The 15979-nt window shown below is 64.5% G+C and carries 16 protein-coding genes; 12 read left to right on the plus strand and 4 right to left on the minus strand.

Going from position 1 to position 15979, the window contains the following annotated elements; all coding sequences use genetic code 11:
* Positions 1-42 precede the first annotated feature (42 nt).
* On the minus strand, positions 43-762 hold the full coding sequence (locus ACQP2U_RS17260; protein WP_433715592.1) for a peptidylprolyl isomerase: 720 nt from the start codon (positions 760-762) through the stop codon (positions 43-45).
* A 286-nt stretch (positions 763-1048) separates the two neighbouring features.
* On the opposite strand from ACQP2U_RS17260, the gene ACQP2U_RS17265 reads away from it, so the two are divergent.
* Positions 1049-2908 carry a CocE/NonD family hydrolase gene (locus tag ACQP2U_RS17265; protein ID WP_433716497.1) on the plus strand — a complete coding sequence of 620 codons (1860 nt, stop codon included), beginning with the start codon at positions 1049-1051 and terminating at the stop codon, positions 2906-2908.
* Here the strand turns inward: ACQP2U_RS17265 and ACQP2U_RS17270 are convergent.
* Positions 2905-4356 (minus strand): aminotransferase class I/II-fold pyridoxal phosphate-dependent enzyme, encoded by a 1452-nt coding sequence (locus tag ACQP2U_RS17270; protein WP_433715593.1) that lies wholly within the window; start codon positions 4354-4356, stop codon positions 2905-2907. The two genes, ACQP2U_RS17265 and ACQP2U_RS17270, sit on opposite strands and share 4 nt — an antisense overlap.
* 122 nt (positions 4357-4478) lie before the next feature.
* On the opposite strand from ACQP2U_RS17270, the gene ACQP2U_RS17275 reads away from it, so the two are divergent.
* From ACQP2U_RS17275 to ACQP2U_RS17305, 7 genes are all read left to right on the plus strand, one after another.
* Entirely contained in the window at positions 4479-5315 is an 837-nt protein-coding gene (locus ACQP2U_RS17275) for a nitrilase-related carbon-nitrogen hydrolase (RefSeq protein ID WP_433715594.1), read from the plus strand.
* 16 nt (positions 5316-5331) lie between these two features.
* The gene (gene hydA, locus ACQP2U_RS17280; protein WP_433715595.1) at positions 5332-6753 is read left to right on the plus strand and encodes a dihydropyrimidinase; all 1422 of its coding nucleotides are present in this window, start codon (positions 5332-5334) and stop codon (positions 6751-6753) included.
* Between the two features lie 19 nt (positions 6754-6772).
* Complete coding sequence (locus ACQP2U_RS17285) at positions 6773-7810, plus strand: TIGR03842 family LLM class F420-dependent oxidoreductase (protein WP_433715596.1); 1038 nt, start codon at positions 6773-6775, stop codon at positions 7808-7810.
* 91 nt (positions 7811-7901) lie between these two features.
* Positions 7902-8792: an ABC transporter permease gene (locus ACQP2U_RS17290; RefSeq protein WP_433715597.1), complete on the plus strand. Its 891-nt coding sequence runs from the start codon at positions 7902-7904 to the stop codon at positions 8790-8792.
* Positions 8789-9697 carry an ABC transporter ATP-binding protein gene (locus tag ACQP2U_RS17295; RefSeq protein ID WP_433715598.1) on the plus strand — a complete coding sequence of 303 codons (909 nt, stop codon included), beginning with the start codon at positions 8789-8791 and terminating at the stop codon, positions 9695-9697. Before ACQP2U_RS17290 ends, ACQP2U_RS17295 begins: the two co-directional genes overlap by 4 nt.
* Complete coding sequence (locus ACQP2U_RS17300) at positions 9694-10470, plus strand: ABC transporter permease (protein ID WP_433715599.1); 777 nt, start codon at positions 9694-9696, stop codon at positions 10468-10470. The genes ACQP2U_RS17295 and ACQP2U_RS17300 overlap by 4 nt, the downstream gene beginning before the upstream one ends.
* The gene (locus tag ACQP2U_RS17305; protein WP_433715600.1) at positions 10467-11609 is read left to right on the plus strand and encodes an ABC transporter substrate-binding protein; all 1143 of its coding nucleotides are present in this window, start codon (positions 10467-10469) and stop codon (positions 11607-11609) included. The genes ACQP2U_RS17300 and ACQP2U_RS17305 overlap by 4 nt, the downstream gene beginning before the upstream one ends.
* Before the next feature lie 140 nt (positions 11610-11749).
* Here the strand turns inward: ACQP2U_RS17305 and ACQP2U_RS17310 are convergent, their stop codons facing one another.
* Positions 11750-11875, minus strand: coding sequence for a DUF6506 family protein (locus tag ACQP2U_RS17310; protein ID WP_433716498.1), 126 nt, complete (start codon positions 11873-11875; stop codon positions 11750-11752).
* A 192-nt stretch (positions 11876-12067) separates the two neighbouring features.
* On the opposite strand from ACQP2U_RS17310, the gene ACQP2U_RS17315 reads away from it, so the two are divergent.
* The 3 genes from ACQP2U_RS17315 (at position 12068) to ACQP2U_RS17325 (ending at position 14648) form a co-directional block, all read left to right on the plus strand.
* On the plus strand, positions 12068-13381 hold the full coding sequence (locus ACQP2U_RS17315; RefSeq protein WP_433715601.1) for an aspartate aminotransferase family protein: 1314 nt from the start codon (positions 12068-12070) through the stop codon (positions 13379-13381).
* A gap of 184 nt (positions 13382-13565) precedes the next feature.
* Entirely contained in the window at positions 13566-13940 is a 375-nt protein-coding gene (locus ACQP2U_RS17320) for an arsenate reductase family protein (protein ID WP_433715602.1), read from the plus strand.
* 27 nt (positions 13941-13967) lie between these two features.
* Entirely contained in the window at positions 13968-14648 is a 681-nt protein-coding gene (locus ACQP2U_RS17325) for a TIGR00266 family protein (RefSeq protein WP_397034920.1), read from the plus strand.
* Positions 14649-14861: 213 nt separating this feature from the next.
* On the opposite strand, the gene ACQP2U_RS17330 is transcribed toward ACQP2U_RS17325, so the two are convergent.
* Positions 14862-15371, minus strand: a complete 510-nt coding sequence (locus ACQP2U_RS17330) for an NUDIX hydrolase (protein WP_433716499.1) — start codon at positions 15369-15371, stop codon at positions 14862-14864.
* A 77-nt stretch (positions 15372-15448) separates the two neighbouring features.
* On the opposite strand from ACQP2U_RS17330, the gene ACQP2U_RS17335 reads away from it, so the two are divergent.
* A complete protein-coding gene (locus ACQP2U_RS17335) occupies positions 15449-15826 on the plus strand; it encodes a nitroreductase family deazaflavin-dependent oxidoreductase (protein WP_433715603.1) in 378 nt (125 codons plus the stop codon).
* Positions 15827-15979 lie beyond the last annotated feature (153 nt).

A 15979-nucleotide genomic window follows, 5' to 3' on the forward strand; every position in this document is an offset into this window, starting at 1 on the left:
GGCGGTGTCGCCATGGACGACACCGCCACCAGCTTATGTCGATCAGCCCTGAGCGGTGGTCACCGAATTCAGGACGACAGCGGCGTTCGGGCGACCGTCCTCGCCGTCCGCGGCGCCCGCGTTGGCGACCCGCTGCACAACGTCGAGACCGTCGGTGATCTTGCCGAACGGGGTGTAGTTCGGCGGCAGCTGTGAATCCTTGTAGACCAGGAAGAACTGGCTGCCGTTGGTGTCGGGACCCGCATTGGCCATGGCGACCGTGCCGGCCGGATAGGTGGCGCCGTCCAGGTTCTCGTTCGGGAACTGGTAGCCCGGACCGCCGGTGCCGGTCGCGGTGGGATCACCGCACTGCAGGACGAAGATGCCCGCGGTGGTCAAGCGGTGGCACTGGGTGTGGTCGAAATACTTCTGCCCGGCCAGGAATACGAAGGAGTTCACCGTGCGCGGCGCGCGGGCAGCCTCCAGGGCGATATTGACTGTGCCGCAGGTGGTTTCCAGCTGTGCGGTGTACTTCGCACCCGTGTCGATCGCCATCGCGGGCTCGCTGGCCCACTGCTTGCTCTCGGGCTTGGCCGAATCGGGGGCCACACATCCGGCGACCGGGGCGCCTGGATCCGCCGAGACCCCGCCTGGAGCGAAAATCGCGAGGGTGGTGCCGACGGCGAGTACACCGAGGCCGCGTAGCAGGGCAGTCCCGACTCTGCGAGGCTGCCCGATGGGCTGATGGTGGTCGAATTGCCGTGCCTGCACTTCGCTGCTCACCGGTCGAGGTCTCCTTCTGTTGTGTATCGCATCGGGTGATGCTGAGCGGATCATTCCATCTCGACGCTTCCAGCGGAACGAGATACGCATTGCGACTGTGTGGCAATGGAAATCGCCGATGTGCGGCGAGTGGTCGGTTAGCATGGCTGCGACGGAGGCGCATCTGATCGGCTAACGGCTCGGCACACACCGACTCTGTCGGTGACATCGCCTCCACGGGAGGTGTATCAGCTTGTCGGGATACGTATTTCGCTGGTGTACCGCGGTGGTGTGTGTCGGCGCACTAGTGGGCGGATGTACGGCCAGCGCCGTGACGACATCGAACTCACAAACCGGTGCCTGGCCACCCAACGATGACCGTGGCACATGCGCGGTCGACAAGCAGGCCGACGTCCCGGCGACGATGCGCGACGGCACGGTGCTACGCGCCGATGTGTACCGCCCGCAGACCAGCGACCCGGTGCCGGTGATCCTGATGCGCACCCAGTACGGCAAGGCCGCCGCGCAGATCCAGCCTTCGCGCTATCGCACACCCGACTGGTTCGCCTCGCACTGCTTCCTCGTGGTCATCCAGGACATTCGCGGAATCGGCAGCTCCGACGGCACATTCAGCGAATTCGGCAATGACACCCGCGACGGCTACGACACCGTGGAATGGGCCGCGCGACTGCCCGGTTCGAATGGCAAGGTCGGCATGTACGGCTCGTCATATGTCGGTGCCACACAATGGCTGGCCGCCATCGAGACGCCGCCGCACCTGACCACGATCGTGCCCGCGAATACCGCCTCCGACTATTACGACGGCTGGACCTACGAGGGCGGCGCGTTCCGGCTCGGTTTCGTCGAACCATGGGCCATGGGCACCATCGGCGCCGAATCCGCCGAACGACGCGACGACAAGGCCACCGCCAACCAACTGCGCACAGATCTGCAGAACATCACCTCGTGGCTGAATTACCGCCCCTACAAAGATTTTCCACCACTGCAGCCGAATAATCCGGTCGTCGCGTCGTGGTACTTCGACTGGATCCGCCACTCGACACGCGACGACTACTGGAAGCAGTGGAGCATCCGCGACCGCTATCCGAATGTGCGGGTGCCGGTCCTCGATATCGAGGGCTGGTACGACGCGTTCCTCGCGGGCGGCATCGAGAATTTCACCGGAATGGTCGAGCGTGGCGCCGCACCGGCACGGCAGAATCAGCGATTGGTCATCGGCCCCTGGGACCACCTGGGCTGGGGACGGCCGACCTCGATGATCGCGCCCCGGCTCGAGCAACTCGGCACGGTCGGCGACAGCCCGATCAACGAGTTGATGCTGGCTTGGTTCGCGCACTTTCTGAGAGGCGCGGATAACGGCGTGACGGGTAAACCCCGTGTGGACTATTACCTCATGGGTGCCAATCGATGGAAGTCGGCAACGAATTGGCCACTACCGCAAACACAATGGAAGGAATACTTTTTCGCCGACAGCGGCGCCAACGGTGTTGCCGGTCGGGTCGGCAAACTCGTCGATCACGCGCCCGGCGGACCAGCGGCGGTCGACCGATATGTCTACGACCCGGCCGCACCCGCACCGAGTACCGGCGGACATTCGTGCTGTTCGGTCGGATCGGGCCCGCAGGGACCATTCGACCAGACCGTGGTCGAGCAGCGTTCGGATGTGCTCACCTACACCACCGATCCGCTCCACATCGATACCGAGGTGACCGGCCCGATTACCGTGAAGCTGTGGGCGTCGTCCACCGCGCCGGATACCGACTTCGTCGCGCGGCTCGAGGTCGTCGCACCCGATGGATCCGCCGTCAACCTCAACAATGGCATTATCCGCGCCGCGTTCCGGGATTCGTTATCGGATCCGTCCCTTTTGGTGCCGGGCCAGCCTTATCGGTTCACGATCAAGATCTGGCCGACCAGCTACCAGTTCAAGGCGGGCGATCGAATCCGAGTAGCGATCAGCAGTAGTGACTATCCGCAGTACGCGCCGAACCCGAATATCGGCGAACCCTTCGGTGACAGTGCCCGCACGCAGCCCGCGACACAGACGATCTACAAAGATGCCGAGCATCCGTCCTCGGTGATCGTGCCCATTATCCCGGCCGGTGACGACGGCTCTACCAGCTTCGATATCGAGCCTGGATCCTAAGCACGACGAACGCGACGGTACGTGGGCGCCGCGGTGGTCGCGGTGGCGAGCTCGGTGGCGACCCAGTCCAGCTCGCCGGGGGCTATCGCGGCGACGGTGATGCGCAGGTGGTCGCCGAGCGGGTGGTCCTCGACTTCGAAGGGACGGCCGGGTGCGGCCTTGATGCCGGCGGCTGCCAGCGAGATCATGGCCGCGTTTTCGTCGGCGACCGGGAGCCACAGGTTGATGCCATCACCACGGGCTACGGAGACACCTCTGCGAACCAGTGCGCGGCGGAGTTCGGTTGAACGCCTGCGGTATTCGGTGCGTGCGGCGGCGACGGTGCGCACGGCCTCGTCGCTGTCGAGCATGGTGAGCAGCAGGCGCTGCAGCAGTCGGCTGGTCCAGCCGGGGCCGAGCATGCGCCGCTCGATCATCGGATCGAGCACCTCGGCGGGGCCGCCGACCACCGCGAGGCGCAGGTCCGCGCCGTGGGATTTGGAGTAGGAGCGGATATGTACCGTTCGGCTCGGCAGTCGTGAGCCGAGGGATCGCAGCGTGGTGGCGGCGATGCCAGCGGAGTGGTCGTCCTCGATGACGAGAGTGTCTGTGCCGGTGAGGATCTCGGTCAGTTCGCGGATGCGTGCAGCGGTCAGCGAGACGCCCGTCGGATTCTGTGCGCGCGGTTGCAGGATCAGCGCTGCCACACCACGCGCCCGCTCGAGATCGTCTGGCAGTAAACCGGATTCATCCATACGGACCGGAATAGGCCGAGCACCGATCCGGGCGAGCAGGTCGAGAAATGGTGGGAAGCAGGGATCTTCGACGGCCACCGCATCGCCGAGCCGCACATGCGCGGCGAGCAGTCGATCGATGGCGTCCAGTGCCCCGTCGACGACCGCGATCCGCTCGGCGCGAAAGGGCCAATCGGTGCGCACCTTGGCGGCCAGTTCCGGCAGCACGGCCTCGCCGAGATAGTCCGCCGCGAGATCATTGCCGCGTCCCTGCTCGGTGACCGTGCGCAAGACGGCGACCAGATCCGGTAGGAGCCGCGGATCAGGGGTGCCCCGGGATAGATCGATGCGGAAGGCGCTGTCCGACGGTGGGTGCAGGCGCTGATAGCGGCCGGTCGGCGCGGTGGCGCGGACGGTGGTGTGCTCGCCGACGAAGGTTCCGGCGCGTCCCCGCGCCACGATCGCGCCGGTGGCGGCCAGCGCGCGCCAAGCCTGGTTGACGGTAGCGGGGGACACTCGCAACTCGCGGGCGACTTCACGCACGGTCGGCAGCCGTGATCCGGGTTCGATCGCTCCGGAACGAATCCGCCGACTGACCGCGGCCGCGATTCCGGCCGGAGTTCGATCTTCGAGATCCGCGTTGAACAGCCCGGACCGGGCCGCGGCGGGTGCGGGCGCGGCGTCTCGCGGGTCGTCCGCGGGCACCCGCGGCGCGGTCGTCGGATCGAAGTTCACAGCGTCATTCTGCGTCGGGCACAGCGCCGGAACGAGGACCGGCCCCAAGGTTTACGGCTACGAAACTGTTTCCGCAATCTTGTAACACAACCGAATTGGATCTCGGTGAAGTATAACAAAGCATGGGAATCGTTCGAGCGGCGCTCGTCCAAACGAACTGGACGGGTGATAAAGAGTCCATGATCAAAGCGCACGAGGACTACGCACACCAGGCCGCCGCACAGGGCGCCAAGGTGATCTGCTTCCAGGAGTTGTTCTACGGCCCATACTTCTGCCAGTTGCAGGATACGAAGTTCTACGACTACGCGGAATCGGTGCCGGGTCCGACGACGGATCGATTCGCCGCCCTGGCAAAGGAATTGGGCTTGGTGATGATCTTGCCGGTATACGAGCAGGAACAGCCCGGTCTGCTCTACAACACCGCGGCGGTCATCGACGCGGACGGCAGCTATCTCGGCAAATACCGCAAACACCATATTCCGCATGTCAACGGATTCTGGGAGAAGTTCTACTTCCGGCCCGGAAATGTGGGCTGGCCGGTCTTTGATACCGCGGTGGGCAAGGTCGGCGTCTACATCTGTTACGACCGGCATTTCCCGGAGGGCTGGCGCGCCCTCGGCCTGGCGGGCGCGGAAATCGTCTTCAACCCCTCCGCGACATCACGCGGCCTATCCGGCTACCTGTGGAAACTGGAGCAACCCGCCTCCGCGGTCGCCAACGAATACTACATCGGTGCCATCAACCGGGTCGGCATCGAAGAATACGGCGATGACGATTTCTACGGAACCAGCTATTTCGTGGATCCGGAAGGTAAATTCGTCGGGGACGTCGCCTCGGACACCGATCCCGAACTGGTGATCCGTGACCTCGATATGGATCTGATCAAGGTGGTGCGCGACCGCTGGGCGTTCTATCGCGATCGCCGCCCCGACGCCTACGGACCAATGGTGGCTCCCTGAGGCTGGTGATATCGATATGACGAAGACATTCATTCACGGCGGCACGGTGGTCTCGGCCACCGGATCGCAACTGCTCGATGTGCTCGTCGACGGCGAGACCATTGTCGCCGTTCTGCAACCCGGCGCCACCGCATTGGGTGCGGATCTCGCCGAATCCGCCGATGTGGTCATCGACGCGTCCGGCAAATATGTGATTCCCGGCGGCGTGGACGGCCACACCCATATGCAGCTGCCCTTCGGCGGCACCGAGGCATCGGATACCTTCGAGACCGGCACCCGCGCGGCCGCCTGGGGCGGCACCACGACCATTGTCGATTTCGCGGTGCAGAAGCCGGGGGAGCGAGTGCAGGACACCCTCGCTCTGTGGCACGAGAAGGCCGCGGGCAACTGCGCGATCGACTACGGCTTCCACCAGATCATCGGTGAGGTGAACGACGAATCCCTCAAGGGAATGAGCGAATTGGTGGCCGAGGGTGTCACCAGTTTCAAGTTGTTCATGGCCTATCCGGGTGTCTTCTACTCCGACGACGGTCAAATTCTGCGGGCCATGCAATCGGCGGGCGATTTGGGTGCGCTGCTGATGATGCACGCGGAGAACGGCATCGCCATCGATGTGCTGGTCGAGCAGGCGCTGGCGCGCGGTGAGACCTCACCGTACTACCACGGTGTCACCCGGCCGTGGCAGATGGAGGAGGAGGCCACTCATCGCGCGATCATGTTGGCCCAGTTGACGAATGCGCCGCTGTATATCGTGCACGTCTCGGCCAAACAGGCGATGGAGCAAATCGCCGCCGCGCGGGGCAATGGGCAGAACGTCTTCGGTGAAACCTGTCCGCAGTATCTGTACCTGTCGCTCGAAGAGCATTTGGGCGCACCGGGTTTCGAGGGCGCGAAGTGGGTGTGCTCGACGCCACTGCGGTCGAAGGCGCAGGGGCATCAGGACGAGCTGTGGCGTTATATCCGCACCGGTGATGTCACCTCGGTCAGTACCGACCACTGCCCGTTCTGCATGAAAGATCAGAAAGAGTTGGGGCTCGGCGATTTCAGCAAGATTCCCAATGGGATCGGCGGTGTCGAACATCGGATGGATCTGATGTTCCAGGGCGTCAAGAACGGGCTGATATCACTGGAGCGCTGGGTCGAGGTCTGTTGCACCACCCCGGCACGCATGTTCGGCATGTATCCGCGCAAGGGCGTCATCAGTCCGGGCGCCGACGCCGACATCGTCATCTATGACCCGAGCGGGCATACCAGCATCGGTTTCGGCAAGACGCACCACATGAATATGGATCACTCGGCCTGGGAGGGCTTCGAGATCGACGGACACGTCGACACGGTGCTCTCGCGCGGCCGCGTGATCGTCGACGGCGGTGCGTATCTGGGCAGTGCCGGTCACGGTCGGTTCATCGCCCGCGAACTGTCGCAGAACCTGATCTGATCTGATTGGAGAGTGCCGCATGGATATCGGTGTGGTGCTGCAATGCACACCTCCCGCATCGCGGGTGGTCGAACTGGCCAGACAGGCGGAGACACATGGCTTTTCGCATGTATGGACCTTCGACTCACACCTGCTGTGGCAGGAGCCCTACGTCATCCACAGCCAGATTCTGGCCGCCACCCGCAAGGTGATCGTCGGCCCGATGGTCACCAATCCGGCCACCAGGGACTGGACGGTGACCGCGTCCACCTTCGCGACGCTCAACGATATGTTCGGCAATCGCACGGTCTGTGGGATCGGCCGCGGTGACTCCGCGGTGCGCACCCTGGGCGCCAAGCCGACGACCTTGGCGACATTGCGCGAATCCATCGAGGTGATCAGGGAACTCGGCAACGGTCGCAGCGCCCGCATCGGCGACACCGTGGTGCGCTTTCCGTGGGCGAGCGCCTCGCGGCTCGAGGTATGGGTGGCCGGGTACGGACCACGTGCACTCGATCTGACCGGTGAGGTCGCCGACGGATTCATTCTGCAACTCGCCGACCCGGATATCGCGGCGTGGACGATTGCCCGGGTGCGGGCGGCCGCCGAGAAGGCGGGACGCGCGCCTGGATCGGTGAAAATCTGTGTAGCGGCACCGGCCTACGTCACCGACGGGTCCGATGCCGCGACCGCGCATGCCCGGGAGCAGTGCCGCTGGTTCGGCGGCATGGTCGGCAATCACGTCGCCGATATCGTCGCGAAATACGGTAGCGACGGCGACATTCCGGCCGCTCTCACCGATTACATCGCAGGCCGCCAAGGCTACGACTACAACGAGCACGGACGCGCGGGCAATACGCATGCCGAATTCGTGCCGGACGCCATCGTGGACCGCTTCTGTGTAATCGGAACGCCGGATGAGCAGTTGGCCCGGTTGCACGAGCTGGAGAAGTTGGGCGTCGACCAGTTCGCGGTCTATCTCCAGCATGACGCCAAGACCGCCACATTGGACGCGTACGGGGAGTCGGTGCTGCCCAGGTTGGCGCATCCGGTCACAGCGACGGCGGGAGCGCAGTGATCGCCTCGGCGGCGTTCGAGCTCGCGGCGATCTGTTCGGAGCTGGGCAAGCGGCAGCTCGCGGAGCCGGTTCGGGTGTCAGCGGGTCATCAATGAGAGCGGGCGCGTTGCGCGCGCGGCAGGTCGGCTACGCGCTCGGTGTATTGGCGCTGGTGGTCGCGGTGTGGGAGCTGGTGAAGTATTTCGTGCCCGAGCGTGGGGTGAGTATCGGCGATACCCGAGTTCTCCCGCGCACGAGTGACGCTGCGCTGCCCCATGTCTGGTCGGTCATTACCGTGCTCGGCGATAAGGACGGCCCGGGCACGGTTGGTGGAACACTATTGCGCACAGCCGGATTCACCTTCGGGCTCGCACTATTGGCCTTGACGATCGGCACCGTGGTCGGCGTCGCACTCGGGGTGACGATGCAGCGGTTCGCGTTCATCGAGCGCGGTTTGCTGCCCTATATCATTGTCTCGCAGACAGTTCCGCTGATCGCACTGGCACCCCTGGTAGCCGGTTGGGGCGGCAGGATCGTCATTGCCGGTGAACCGTGGCGGCCGTGGATGAGTATCGCGGTCATCGCATCGTATCTGGCCTTCTTCCCGATCGCGGTCGGGATGTTGCGCGGACTGCAGGCGCCGTCCAAGGCGTCGGTGGAATTACTGCACAGCTACTCCGCGAATTGGTGGGAGACATTGGTGCACTTGCGGTTTCCGGCCGCAGTGCCGCACTTTCTGCCCGCCCTGCGTTTGGCGGCCGCGGCATCGGTGATCGGCGCGGTGGTCGCGGAGATCTCGACCGGCACCGCGGGTGGCATCGGCCGTCAAATAATCGTCTTCTCTCAACAGGCCACCGGCGATGCGGCCCGGCTTTACGCGGCCGTTCTCGCCGCAGCACTGCTCGGCGTCGCGGTTACGTCCGTCGTCGGCCTGATCGAAGTGGCACTACGTCGTTACAGCCGTCCCGCCGGGGCACGCGGTTCTTCAGGAGGTACCCGTTGACCGGGAAAGTGGAAGCGGCCACCACGGGCAGCGATGCGGCCGACGAGCAGATTCAGGCACCTGATCCGGGTCCCGTCGCGGCGAAGGCCGAAGACGTTGCGGCGGTCGAACTCACCGATATCGGCAAGATTTTCGACGCCGGTTCGGTGACCGCCCTCACTGGTGTCTCATTGAAAGTCCTTGCGGGGGAGTTCGTCTCGCTGATCGGTCCGTCGGGCTGCGGTAAATCCACCCTGCTGCGCATTATCGCGGATCTGGAACGGCCGAGCAACGGCACCGTGACCGTGCACGGCAAGTCCGCCCGGCAGGCCAGAATCGATCAGAACTACGGCATCGCCTTCCAGCAAGCGGGACTCCTGGACTGGCGCACCGTACAGGCCAATGTCGAATTGCCGCTCGAGTTGCACAAGGTTGCGAAGGCCGAAAGACGCGCTCGCAGTGCGGAACTTCTGCGGATGGCCGGACTCACCGAATTCGCCGACCGCTATCCGGCGGAACTATCCGGCGGCATGCAGCAGCGGGTAGCCATCGCCAGAGCACTGGCTCGCAAGCCCTCGCTGCTGCTCATGGACGAACCGTTCGGCGCGCTGGACGAGATGACCCGCGAACGCATGCAGGGCGAACTGCTGCGCATTGCCGCGGAGACCGGTGCCGCAGTGGTTTTCGTGACGCACTCCATTCCGGAGGCGGTATTCCTGTCCGACCGCGTCGTGGTCATGTCGCCGCGGCCCGGCCGCATCACCGAGATCGTGCCGACCGGAGGCTGGGGCCGCGAGGCGGGCGTCAATGGCGACGATATCCGCTCCAGCGAGGCGTTTTTCGAGGCCGTCGCCGCCGTCCGCACCGCACTGCGCGGCGGTCACGAGACCGTCGACATCATCGTGGCCGGACAGGACATGCGATGAAGACGTGGCTACCACCGGTGGTATTCGGCGTCGTCGGACTGGCGCTGTGGCAGGTGCTGACCGTCGCCGCGGGCGTGCCGTCGTTCCTGCTTCCGGCGCCGTCCGCGATCGCGAAACAGTTCACCGAGAACTTCGACCGCATTGTCGATGCCGCCACCGCGACCGGTACGAATGCCCTCATCGGCCTGCTGGCCGGTGCGGTCCTCGGCATTGTGGCGGCCATGGTCGCGGTGCGGTTCCGGCTGGTCGAGGGACTGTTGACACCGCTGGCCGCCGCGGCCGCCGCCGTGCCGATCGTCGCGCTCGCCCCGCTGCTGAATTCGATGTATTCGACCACCACCGAGACCCCGCGCCGCATGGTCGTGGCCATCGTGGTGTTCTTCCCGATGTTCGTCAGCACCGCCCGTGGCCTGCGGCAAGTGCCACAGGTGCATGCCGATCTGATGACCTCGTACGCGGCCGGCGGTTGGCAGATCACCCGCACGGTGCGGCTGCCCGCGGCACTGCCCTACCTGTTCACCGGACTACGCATCGCGGCGCCGGGCGCGGTGATCGCGGCCATTATCGCCGAATACTTCGGCGGTCTGCAGAACGGCCTGGGCAGCCGAATCACCTCCGCCGCGGCGAATACCGCCTATCCGCGCGCCTGGGCGTATGTGGTCGGCGCCATGATCGTCGGTCTGCTCTTCCTCGCCGTCGTCATGATCCTCGAACAACTGACCCGCCGACCCCGGACCATCCTGATCCGCGATATTTTTGGGAGATCGAAATGAGAACTGCCACAGGACGTTTACGCGCTTGTCTCGCGCTGGCGGCGTTGGCGGCGGCCGCGCTGACCGGCTGCAGCACCACCGACAACGGTTCCGCAACCACCGCCGATGGCCTGACCAAGGTCCGTCTGCAGTTGCAGTGGTTCAAGCAGGGGCAGTTCGCGGGTTATCTGGCCGCCGTGGATCAGGGCTTCTATAAGGAGCAGGGCCTTTCCGTCGAAATCCTCGATGGCGGAACGGATATCGTGCCGCAGACGGTACTTGCGCAGGGGCAGGCCGATTACGCGATCGCCTGGGTGCCCAAGGCGCTGGCATCCCGGGAGGCCGGGGCGGGTATCACGGATGTGGCACAGGTATTCCAGCGCTCGGGTACCAAGCAGGTGTCGTTCAAGTCCGACAACATCACCGGACCGGCCGCACTGCGCGATAAGACCGTCGGAAACTGGGGCTACGGCAATGAATTCGAGCTGTTCGCAGGTATGACCAAGGCGGGCATCGATCCGTCCAAGGATGTCAAGCTGGTCCAGCAGCAGTTCGATATGAACGCCTTCCTCGCCAAGGACATCACCGCCGCCCAGGCCATGTCCTACAACGAATACGCCCAGCTGCTGGAGACGAAGAACCCGGCCACCGGAAAGCTCTACAGCGCGGACGATTTCGCCACCATCGACTGGAACGACGAGGGCGTGGCCATGCTGCAGGACGCGATCTGGGCGAATTCGGCGAAGCTGACGGATGTGAAATACCAGGAACAGACCGTCAAATTCATCGCGGCCTCGCTGAAGGGCTGGGCATTCTGCCGCGACAATGTCGACAAATGCCGCGATATCACCGTCGCTGCTGGCAGCACACTCGGTGCCAGCCACCAGCAGTGGCAGATCAACGAGGTGAACAAGCTGATCTGGCCCTCGCCCAACGGGATCGGCATGATCGACAAGTCCGCATGGGACCGCACCGTGAAGATCGCCGAGGAGACCAAGAACCAGGAGGGCGTCACGGTGCTGAAGCAAGATCCCGATGCGGGCGCGTTCACGAATGAATACGTCACCAAGGCGCTGGATCTACTGAAATCCGGTGGAATCGATGTCACCGGAACAGGATTCGTTCCGCAACAGGTGACGCTGACCGAAGGCGGTAAGTAGATGGTCGATCCCTTCTTCTGACCCGATCGAGGTGGACTCGCCTCGAGCGCGTGTTCATGGGATCAGCGGGTACATCCACTGGCGCCGCTCGGGCAGTTGGGTGCGCAACCTGCGTACCAGCGGATGGGGTCCGCGCAACGCTAGGCGAAGATCGCGTGCACTTGGTCGATGGCTTCCGCGCCGTAGGCCACCGCACCCACCGGAACAGCCCCGCCGATCGCCTCGATCACTCGGGCCGTCCAAAGCGGGCCGAAAGCGCCACACAGTCGTCAACTGCCGCCTCGTCGGCGCCGATCCCGCCGCTGATACGCCAGCCGAGGCGATCACTCAGCTTCCAGGCCCGTGATCTGCCGATGCGTATCGACCGGACGCAATGAGTACCTGGCCGCGTAGGCGCCGCAATCGGGCTATGGTGCCAAGGTGCTGTTCTATCCAGATTCGAAGGGGGAATTCGCCGCATGAGCGGGTCAGATCACGTCTTCTATCCCTGGAGTGCCCAGGCGACGCTGAACCCGGTGCCGATCGTCGGCGCCTCGGGATCGTGGTTCTGGGAGGAGAGCGGCAAACGCTACCTCGACTTCTCCTCCCAACTGGTGAATGTCAATATCGGACACCAACATCCGGATATCGTCGCGGCCATTATCGATCAGGTACAGAAGCTCGCGACGATCTCGCCGACCGTCGGCAACGAGGAGCGCAGCGAACTGGCCCGGTTGATCGTGGAACGCGCACCGGGGGAGCTGAATCGGATTCTGTTCACCACCGGCGGCGCGGAGGCCGTCGAACATGCGGTGCGGCTTGCTCGCAGCTACACCGGCCGCACGAAAATGCTCGCTGCTTACCGCTCATATCACGGCGGCACCGGTGTCGCGATCGGGCTGACCGGTGAGCCGCGACGCTGGGGCGCGGAACCGACCAATGTCGACGTCGTCCGCTTCTTCGGGCCGTATCCCTACCGATCCCCGTGGGGCTCGAGCACTCCAGCGGAAGAGACAACGGCTGCGTTGCGACACCTGCGCCAAGTGATCGAATTGGAAGGGCCGCAACACATTGCGGGTCTGATTCTGGAGACGGTGGTCGGCACCAACGGCGTGCTCGTGCCGCCGCCGGGCTATCTCGCCGGTGTCCGGGAACTGTGCGACGAATTCGGCATCGTTTACATCGCCGACGAAGTGATGGTCGGATTCGGTCGGGTCGGTGCGTGGTTCGCGGTCCAGGCCTTCGATGTCGCACCCGATATCATCACCTTCGCCAAGGGCGTCAACTCCGGTTATGTTCCGCTCGGCGGTGTGCTGATGGCGGAACGGATCGCGCAGCGCTATGACAATACGGTGTATCCCGGCGGACTCACCTATGCCGGACACCCCCTCGCCTGTGCCGCGGGCATCGCCTCGATCAATGTTTTCGAACGCGACGGCATACTCGACCACGTGCGCACAGTCGGCGCGGATGTTCTCGGAAAAGGCTTGGCGGAGTTGGCATCTCGGCACCCGAGTGTCGGCGAGGCGCGCGGTATGGGCTTCTTCTGGGCACTGGAGTTGGTGCGCGATCCAGACACCCGCGAGCCGCTGATCCCGTTCGCGGCCGCCGGTCCCGCCGCCGAACCGATGAACCGGGTGACCGCTGCCGCAAAGGAACGCGGGCTGTGGCCGTTCAATGCGGGTAACCGCTTCCAGATCGCACCGCCGCTGACCACCTCGGCCGACGAACTGCGAACGGGACTGGAGATCGTCGACGAGGTGTTGGAGGTCGCCGACGAATACGTGGGGTGAAGCACCGGCTGGCTGGCGGGCGAGCACTGGGATTTCGACCACATCGAACCAGTTGCCAAGGTGGACAGCCGAATCGGCTACCCGGCCAACACCCGGCACGTCACCGTGTGGAAGCGCACCGGCTTGCGCCACCTCTGGTCCCACGTGTGGCCGACCCGGATGCACCTGTCGGTACGCTGCGACCATGACATCTGGGCAAACCGAGATCTGGCACAACCCGCAGTGCAGCAAGAGCCGCAATGCCACCACGCACCTGGACGAGGTGGGCGTCGAGTACACGGTCCGGCGCTACCTCGACAATCCGCCAACCGCGGCGGAATTGCGGGCCGTGTTGAAGCGCCTCGGCGCCGAGCCATGGGATATCACCCGCACCGGTGAACAGGTCGCCAAGGACCTGGGCATATCCGGCTGGGGACGCACCGAGGCCGACCGGGAGCGCTGGATCGAAGCATTGGCGGCGAATCCGAAGCTGATTCAGCGACCGATCGTGCTCACACCCGACGGTGGTGCGGTTGTCGCGCGTGATGCGAAGACCCTGGAATCGCTGGACCCTTCGTAGCCGAAATAGCCGGTAGGGTCGGCATTTATGAAGGTACAACTGCGTCATAGTCCGGCCTCCGCGGTCGCGCGGTGCTTCCTGGCCGGCGGTGAGCCGATGCGGGTCGAGAGCGGCGCTATGGTCGCGCATTCGGCGGGAGTTTCGTTGCAGGCCAAGGCCGAAGGGGGCATTCTCGCCGGGCTGAAGCGTTCGGTGCTGGCGGGCGAATCATTCTTTGTCTCGACCTTCACCGCTCCACCGCAAGGCGGGTGGGTGGATGTGGCGCCCGCGCTTCCCGGCGACATGCTGAATCTGCAGATCACCCCTGATCGGCCGTTCTTCATCAGCCGCGGCGGTTGGATCGCGAACTCGCATGGCGTGCAGGTCGAGGGCAAATGGGGCGGTTTGGCGAACCTGTTCGGTGGCGAGGGCGGCTTCGGGCTGCGCGCACACGGCGAGGGTGAGGTTGTCGTCGGTGTCTTCGGCGCGATCGATGTGATCGATCTGCAGCCGGGCGAGCCGATCACCATCGATACCGGCCATGTAGTGGCCTACGACTTGGCCATGAACTTCACCATTCGGCGCGCGGTATCCGGGCGCTCCATCCAGTCGCTGAAGTCGGGCGAGGGCTTTGTATTCGACTTCACGGGGCCCGGCCGGGTGCTGCTGCAGACCCGAAATCCGGGCGCTTTCGCGGCCTGGGCTGGCTCGGTGGCGTCCTCGGGTTAGTCGCCCGTTTTCACGGCCCTCTTACCTGCTGGACACCTAACTCGTGCAGAATGCAAATTTCATATCGGGTCCAGCAAGGGAATGTACATGGAGCTCCTCGAAGTCGTCGCGAACCTCTTCACCCAGGTCATGGGTGCTATGAGCGGTAGCGCCGCCTGACAGAACGCAGGCTCGTCGGCCCATCAGGTCCCCGACCTGATGGGCCGATGGCGTTCAGGCCAGCAGGTGGTCGGTGAGGATGCGGGTATCGGGGACGAACGGCCAGGACGGGTCGGCCAGATGTGCGCGCAGTTCGGCATCGGTCCACCACCAGCCGTCCACGATCTCCTCGGGTTGGTGCCGGATGGGTCCGTCGTAGCGGAGTTCATAGGCGAACAGATGACAGCGCATCGGTGCGCCCTGCCATGCGCCGTCCCAGGATGTGCGGGCCCGCAGGGGGAGCGGTGCCGCGTCGGCGGGCAGGACGATGCCAAGTTCCTCGGCGAGTTCGCGGACGGCCGTCTGTGCTGGGGTCTCGCCGGGATCGACGACACCACCGGCCAGGCAGTCGTGCATACCGGCGAAGACCATCTTGGTATCGGTGCGACGGTGCACATAGACGCGTTCGCCGTCGCCGGAGCGGACGAGTACCCCCGCACTGGCATGCCAGATGCCGTCGCGATAGACGGTGGCACGGTCGGCCGCGCCGATTTCGCGGCCCGCCTTGTCATAGACCGCGATCATCTCCGACTCAGGGTGCGCGAACACCGCTCGAGAGTAACCTGATCTCCGCACGCCACCCTGAGAGAGGACCGCCCCAGATGGTGCTTCCGCGCACACTGGCGAAATTGAACCGGCACGTGACGAACCCGATCCTCGGCCGATTGGCCGGCAAAGTGCCCCCGATGAGCATGGTCGTCCACAAGGGACGAAAATCCGGGCGGCCGTATAGAACTCCGGTGTGGGCGTTCGAAAACGACGGTGTCTACCGGATCGCGCTGACGTATGGCCGCGATACGGACTGGGTCAAGAACGTCACGGCCGCAGGCGGTTTCGAACTCGAGAGCAAGGGGACGGTCGTGCTGCTCGTCGATCCGGTGGTGGCGCACGACGGTTCGGCTGGGTGGGCGCCACTCGGTGTGCGCCAGGCGCTGAAGGTCATGTCTGCGACGGACTATCTGCAGGCGCGTCCGGCTTGACAACCTGCCGCAGCCGAAACCTTTTGTCCGAGTAAGCAAGAGGTTTCGGCAACCGCCACGCGGTCGACCCGGGTGTAACCGGATCAGTCAGTCCTGAACCGCCATATCGGGACTTCCAAATCCAGGACACCGGATCGTCGACATGCCGCTTCG

Origin of the sequence: Nocardia sp. CA-084685 (genome assembly GCF_050955785.1) — a bacterium.
GTDB lineage: Bacteria > Actinomycetota > Actinomycetes > Mycobacteriales > Mycobacteriaceae > Nocardia.

Coding starts and splice junctions, on each gene's coding strand:
- ACQP2U_RS17315 (WP_433715601.1), top strand. CDS start 12,068: ATGAGCGGGTCAGATCACGTCTTCTATCCCTGGAGTGCCCAGGCGACG.
- ACQP2U_RS17305 (WP_433715600.1), top strand. CDS start 10,467: ATGAGAACTGCCACAGGACGTTTACGCGCTTGTCTCGCGCTGGCGGCG.
- ACQP2U_RS17300 (WP_433715599.1), top strand. CDS start 9,694: ATGAAGACGTGGCTACCACCGGTGGTATTCGGCGTCGTCGGACTGGCG.
- ACQP2U_RS17320 (WP_433715602.1), top strand. CDS start 13,566: ATGACATCTGGGCAAACCGAGATCTGGCACAACCCGCAGTGCAGCAAG.
- ACQP2U_RS17290 (WP_433715597.1), top strand. CDS start 7,902: ATGAGAGCGGGCGCGTTGCGCGCGCGGCAGGTCGGCTACGCGCTCGGT.
- ACQP2U_RS17275 (WP_433715594.1), top strand. CDS start 4,479: ATGGGAATCGTTCGAGCGGCGCTCGTCCAAACGAACTGGACGGGTGAT.
- hydA (WP_433715595.1), top strand. CDS start 5,332: ATGACGAAGACATTCATTCACGGCGGCACGGTGGTCTCGGCCACCGGA.
- ACQP2U_RS17335 (WP_433715603.1), top strand. CDS start 15,449: ATGGTGCTTCCGCGCACACTGGCGAAATTGAACCGGCACGTGACGAAC.
- ACQP2U_RS17330 (WP_433716499.1), bottom strand. CDS start 15,371: ATGATCGCGGTCTATGACAAGGCGGGCCGCGAAATCGGCGCGGCCGAC.
- ACQP2U_RS17285 (WP_433715596.1), top strand. CDS start 6,773: ATGGATATCGGTGTGGTGCTGCAATGCACACCTCCCGCATCGCGGGTG.
- ACQP2U_RS17325 (WP_397034920.1), top strand. CDS start 13,968: ATGAAGGTACAACTGCGTCATAGTCCGGCCTCCGCGGTCGCGCGGTGC.